Genomic DNA, 5,527 nt, shown 5'->3' on the forward strand with positions numbered 1-5,527 from the left:
AGCTCAACGAGCTGAAAATCATCAAAAAAATTATAAAAAAGACAATTCCTATATTATTTCAATAGAAATTGTCTTTATTTACTTATTTTGGAACTTTTTGTTCCAGGCTTTCCACATCTATATAGATATTGATTTAATTATAATTACAATGTTTGTAGGAATTAAATGAGACTATAGATGAGGGGTAAAATGTACTAGTATTTATATATATCGTATTTTAAACCTCAGTGACTTCAACGTTAATCTGTTCAATACGGTTATATGCACCATGATCAACAGGTCCTACAAAGTCATTCATTTTCCAACCATTTTTGATTGCTGAAGCTACAAATGCTTTAGCAGCAATGATTGCTTCTTTTGGAGATTTACCGTTCGCAAGATAAGCTGTTGTGGCAGCAGCAAATGTGCATCCTGCACCATGATTATAACTTTGTTGGAACATGTCAGTAGTTAATTGATAAAATTGTTGGCCATCATAGTACAAGTCATAAGATTTATCTTGATCGAGTGCTTTACCACCTTTAATAATGACATGAGGTGTGCCTTTGTCATAAATCACTTGAGCAGCTTTTTTCATATCCTCAATTGATGTTAATTTTCCTAAACCAGAGAGTTGACCTGCTTCGAATAAATTCGGGGTAACAACTGTAGCTTTAGGTAGTAAATATTGAATCATTGCTTCTGTGTTTCCTGGGTTAAGTACTTCGTCTTCTCCTTTACAAACCATTACTGGATCAACTACAAAATAGTCTGCACCAGATTCAACAAAAACATCTCCGGCACGTTTAATAATGTCTTGTGTCCCTAACATTCCTGTTTTAATAGCATCAGGTCCAATTGATATTGCAGTTTCAAGTTGTTTTTCGAAAACATTCATATCAATAGGTGTTACATCATGGGACCATGTTTCTTTATCCATTGTTACAATAGATGTTAAAGCGACCATTCCATATACATCAAGTTCTTGGAACGTTTTAAGATCTGCTTGCATACCGGCACCAGCACTTGTATCTGAACCAGCTATCGTTAATACTTTTTTTAAAGCCATCATTCATTCACTCCCATTAATTTCTAGTGTCTTTATCATATCATGTTTATCGCGTACGCTAAATTATTATAATTTTAAAATGCAAATCAATCATCATACTTAGCTATTGTATTGATGTTATCTTTAATTCGTGATTAATAGGTAAGAATGTCATCTCATTCTTACTTAAAAGGTCTTCAGTTAATTTTATTTTGAAAATTTGATTGCTAAAGTAAGGCTTAATATAATAACTTCTTTCTTTACTTTCCATCACTAATTGATATTGTGTGTAATGTATTTTATTGGCATCGATAACTGCACCTTGAGGGATACTGACTGATTCTAGAACTTTAAAACAATTCATTAAATTTTTATCTTCATTATGGGAACAGCGTAGTTGGTGTCTTAAATATGTAGCGCGTATAAAACGATCTGTTGACGTATAACCACCCGGTAAGCCATTTGTTCCTGCTTCACAGCCCATTGATCTTACTAGCACTTTACCTATTAATTGATTGGTTGATTTCTGTGGCGTTAAAAAAGCGTAATTTCTTAAGTTAGATAGATGCCAATCTAATTTAGGTTCATTTGTTAAGGTATGAACATAATTATCTTTAACTATTAATAAGCCATTGTGAGGTTCTATGGCTACGGTATGTCCTGTTTCATCAGTGACCATGAAATGTAAAGGAGGAACGATATTCAAAGTCGTATTTTTTTCATTCATAATATTGATTTTCTTAACCTTTTGTTTTAATTCGCTAATACTTTTATTAAAACCTAAAACCCAAACAATAAACTCCTCAGGTGCTAAGTTAAAATAACCATAACGTTTATGGGTACTGTATGAGGCTTCACCAGTGAAGTAATGGTTCGAAATAGCTAAACCTTTTTCGTTTATACCATCACCAAATCTATAACGTCCTACTTTTAAATTTGTTCCAACAAAACCATATTCAAGACGCATGTCTGAATCTAGATCAAATTGGTAGTGATAATGGCGTGGAACAATGGTTGGGATACCATTAAATTCAAATGCAAAGTCCATTGTTCTAGCTAAATAATGGTAACGTTGTTTTGTATATAAAGAAATGGCAGTACACATATATAACACTCCAAACTACTGAAATTTATCTATATTAATTGTAATATAGATAAAAATGCGCTTATTGTAAACCTGAATCATATAAAAGTTTACAAAAATTAATGCTTATAAAATCAGTCATTTTTCTAATATGAATATGTTAAAATGTAGCTTGAGGTGAAAACGAATGAAATGGTCAGAGGTATTTCATGATATAACAACGCGCCATGATTTTCAGGCGATGCATGACTTTTTAGAAAAAGAATATACGACTCAAACCGTCTATCCAGATAAACAAAATATCTATCAAGCATTTGATTTAACGCCGTTTGAAGATATCAAGGTTGTTATTTTAGGGCAAGATCCTTATCACGGTCCTAATCAAGCACATGGTTTAGCATTTTCAGTGCAACCTCATGCTAAATTTCCACCATCTTTAAGAAATATGTATCAAGAACTAGAAAATGATATAGGGTGTCATAGAACTTCGCCTCATTTACAAGACTGGGCAAGAGAAGGTGTCTTGTTATTAAATACGGTATTGACTGTTCGACAAGGTGAAGCACATTCACATCGAAATATTGGATGGGAAACATTCACGGATGAAATCATACAAGCTGTTTCTAATTATCGTGAGCATGTTGTTTTTATTCTGTGGGGAAGACCGGCTCAACAAAAGGAACGATTCATTGATACATCTAAACACTTAATCATTAAATCGCCACATCCTAGTCCACTATCGGCTTTTAGAGGATTTTTTGGTTCTAAACCTTATTCAACTACAAATAACTATTTAAAATCTAAAGGGAAAACACCAGTTCAGTGGTGTGAAAGTTAGGTGAGAATAATGAACAAAGAACAGATTCTACAATTGATTGAGCAAGAATTGATACAAGCAGATGAAGCTCAGACAGATACGGAATTTGAAAAGCATATGTATGCTATACACATGCTCACATCTCTTGTTAGTTCTCATCAAAGTCGTTCTACAATAGAGAAATTAAATCATTCTAAACCAATGAATAGTAATATCAAAGATGATTATGAGATGAAACAACAGTCTTCACAAAAACATCATGTAACTGCAGCTGAAATAGAAGCAATGGGTGGTAAAGTACCACAATCAATGAAAAAGCATCATACTTCTAATAATATGATGATTACAGATGATCAAGTTGGTAATGGTGAATCTATTTTTGATTTTTAAATATAAAGGAGTACATTCAAAATGATGAAAGTTTTTATTATTTTAGGTGCATTAAATGCAATGATGGCTGTCGGTACTGGCGCATTTGGAGCACATGGGTTGGAAGATAAATTATCAGATAAATACATGTCAATATGGGAAAAAGCAACAACTTATCAAATGTATCATGGATTAGGTCTGTTAGTTATAGGTTTAATAAGTGGTACAACATCAATTAATGTAAATTGGGCTGGTTGGTTATTATTCTTTGGTATTGTCTTTTTCAGTGGTTCCTTGTATTTCTTAGCCTTAACACAAGTTCGTATTTTAGGTGCAATTACGCCAATAGGTGGTGTTCTATTTATAATTGGTTGGCTTGTTCTTGTGATTGCTACACTTAAATTCGCTGGGTAATCACTTCATATAATCATGTTACAATATGACAATCTTTACAATTTAATGGTAAAAGTTCATGAGTTAATTCACTCACCTTTTAGGGTATACTATACTCTCGAGGTGAGTTTTATTTATGGAAAATAAAAATAACAATGTAGATAGAGGTAACCTTAAGCAGAATCTTTCCGAGAAATTTGTATGGGCTATTGCATATGGTTCGTGTATCGGATGGGGCGCTTTTATATTACCAGGAGATTGGATTAAACAATCAGGGCCTATTGCTTCTTCAATAGGTATAGTAATCGGTGCGTTATTGATGATTCTTATTGCTGTAAGTTATGGCGCACTCGTTGAAAAATTTCCTGTTTCTGGTGGCGCATTTGCTTTTAGTTTTTTAAGTTTTGGAAGATATGTAAGCTTTTTCTCTTCATGGTTTTTAACATTTGGCTATGTTTGTGTTGTTGCGTTAAATGCGACAGCATTCAGTTTGTTGATTAAATTTTTATTACCAAATGTTTTGAACAACGGTAAGTTATATACAGTAGCTGGTTGGGATGTTTACATAACTGAAATTGTTATCGCAACTGTGCTACTTATAGTGTTTATGTTGATTACTATTAGAGGTGCCAGTGTGTCTGGTTCGTTACAATATTACTTCTGTGTTGCAATGGTCCTTGTAGTTGCACTTATGTTTATAGGTTCTTTCTTTAGCAGTCACTTTAGTTTGAGTCATTTAGAGCCATTAGCAAGTGTAGATAAAGGATGGTTTCAATCAATCATTATGATTGTCTCTATTGCACCATGGGCGTACGTAGGGTTTGATAATATACCGCAAACTGCTGAAGAATTTAACTTTTCTCCTAACAAGACGTTTAAACTTATTGTTTATAGTTTACTAGCTGCGTCACTCACTTATGTAGTGATGTTACTTTACACAGGCTGGCTAAGTACACAAGCAACAAGTTTAAATGGTAACTTATGGCTTACAGGTGCAGTGACTCAAGATGCATTCGGTTTTATTGGCCTTGCAGTATTAGCAGTGGCAATTATTATGGGGATTTTTACTGGATTAAATGGATTTTTAATGAGTTCGAGTCGCTTATTATTTTCAATGGGGCGCTCTGGCATTATGCCAACAGTATTTAGTAAATTACACAGTAAACATAAAACACCATATGTCGCTATTATCTTCCTAGTAGCTGTATCTTTAATTGCTCCTTGGTTAGGTAGAACGGCATTAACATGGATTGTAGATATGTCATCTACAGGTGTTTCAATTGCATATTTTATTACTTGTTTATCTGCTACGAAATTATTTAGTTTTAATAAACAGAGTAATACGTATGCACCAGTTTATAAAATTTTTGGTATTATAGGATCGATTGTATCCTTTGTGTTCTTATGTTTATTGCTTATTCCAGGTTCTCCTGCAGCACTTTCGATACCATCATACATCGCTTTAGGAATTTGGTTGGTAATAGGATTAATCTTTTTTATCATTCGCTTGCCAAAACTTAAGAAAATGAATAATGATGAATTGAGTCGATTGATTTTAAATCATTCTGAAGACGAAGTTTTAGAGATGGTTCATGAACCTGGTCAATCTAATTCAACGAATAAATAGATTTAAAAGTTATTTCGTGACAATTTTATAAAGAGGCTGGAACAAAAAGGTCCAAGATAAGTAAAAAAAGACAATTTCTATTGAAATAATATAGAAATTGTCTTTTTTATAATTTTTTTTGATTATTTTCAGTTCGTTGAGCTGTTACTTTTCTTATATTAAGCCACGATGATGTCTGAATTCATCGAATTCAGTATCGGGAATTGTTTC

General features: G+C 33.0%; 6 protein-coding genes. 4 read left to right on the plus strand and 2 right to left on the minus strand.

All coding sequences use genetic code 11. The features are described from left to right. Positions 1 to 217: 217 nt before the first annotated feature. Positions 218 to 1,048: a bifunctional hydroxymethylpyrimidine kinase/phosphomethylpyrimidine kinase gene (gene thiD, locus AC1Q7N_RS11465; protein WP_002458379.1), complete on the minus strand. Its 831-nt coding sequence runs from the start codon at positions 1,046 to 1,048 to the stop codon at positions 218 to 220. A 103-nt stretch (positions 1,049 to 1,151) separates the two neighbouring features. Next, positions 1,152 to 2,132 (minus strand): choloylglycine hydrolase family protein, encoded by a 981-nt coding sequence (locus AC1Q7N_RS11470; RefSeq protein WP_145376552.1) that lies wholly within the window; start codon positions 2,130 to 2,132, stop codon positions 1,152 to 1,154. Between the two features lie 166 nt (positions 2,133 to 2,298). Here AC1Q7N_RS11470 and AC1Q7N_RS11475 point away from each other — a divergent pair, with 166 nt between their 5' ends. From AC1Q7N_RS11475 to AC1Q7N_RS11490, 4 genes are all read left to right on the plus strand, one after another. After that, complete coding sequence (locus AC1Q7N_RS11475) at positions 2,299 to 2,949, plus strand: uracil-DNA glycosylase (RefSeq protein WP_001832132.1); 651 nt, start codon at positions 2,299 to 2,301, stop codon at positions 2,947 to 2,949. Between the two features lie 9 nt (positions 2,950 to 2,958). Then, positions 2,959 to 3,318, plus strand: a complete 360-nt coding sequence (locus tag AC1Q7N_RS11480) for a DUF5327 family protein (RefSeq protein ID WP_001832078.1) — start codon at positions 2,959 to 2,961, stop codon at positions 3,316 to 3,318. 24 nt (positions 3,319 to 3,342) lie between these two features. Continuing rightward, the gene (locus AC1Q7N_RS11485; protein ID WP_002494334.1) at positions 3,343 to 3,711 is read left to right on the plus strand and encodes a DUF423 domain-containing protein; all 369 of its coding nucleotides are present in this window, start codon (positions 3,343 to 3,345) and stop codon (positions 3,709 to 3,711) included. 115 nt (positions 3,712 to 3,826) lie between these two features. After that, positions 3,827 to 5,317, plus strand: a complete 1,491-nt coding sequence (locus AC1Q7N_RS11490) for an APC family permease (RefSeq protein WP_001832531.1) — start codon at positions 3,827 to 3,829, stop codon at positions 5,315 to 5,317. Positions 5,318 to 5,527 lie beyond the last annotated feature (210 nt).

It is taken from the genome of Staphylococcus sp. GW823-FHT05F06, assembly GCF_058795495.1.

Excerpts from the sequence above, each read along its gene's own strand:
- thiD (WP_002458379.1), bottom strand. The coding sequence starts at position 1,048 with ATGGCTTTAAAAAAAGTATTAACGATAGCTGGTTCAGATACAAGTGCT.
- AC1Q7N_RS11470 (WP_145376552.1), bottom strand. The coding sequence starts at position 2,132 with ATGTGTACTGCCATTTCTTTATATACAAAACAACGTTACCATTATTTA.
- AC1Q7N_RS11475 (WP_001832132.1), top strand. The coding sequence starts at position 2,299 with ATGAAATGGTCAGAGGTATTTCATGATATAACAACGCGCCATGATTTT.
- AC1Q7N_RS11480 (WP_001832078.1), top strand. The coding sequence starts at position 2,959 with ATGAACAAAGAACAGATTCTACAATTGATTGAGCAAGAATTGATACAA.
- AC1Q7N_RS11485 (WP_002494334.1), top strand. The coding sequence starts at position 3,343 with ATGAAAGTTTTTATTATTTTAGGTGCATTAAATGCAATGATGGCTGTC.
- AC1Q7N_RS11490 (WP_001832531.1), top strand. The coding sequence starts at position 3,827 with ATGGAAAATAAAAATAACAATGTAGATAGAGGTAACCTTAAGCAGAAT.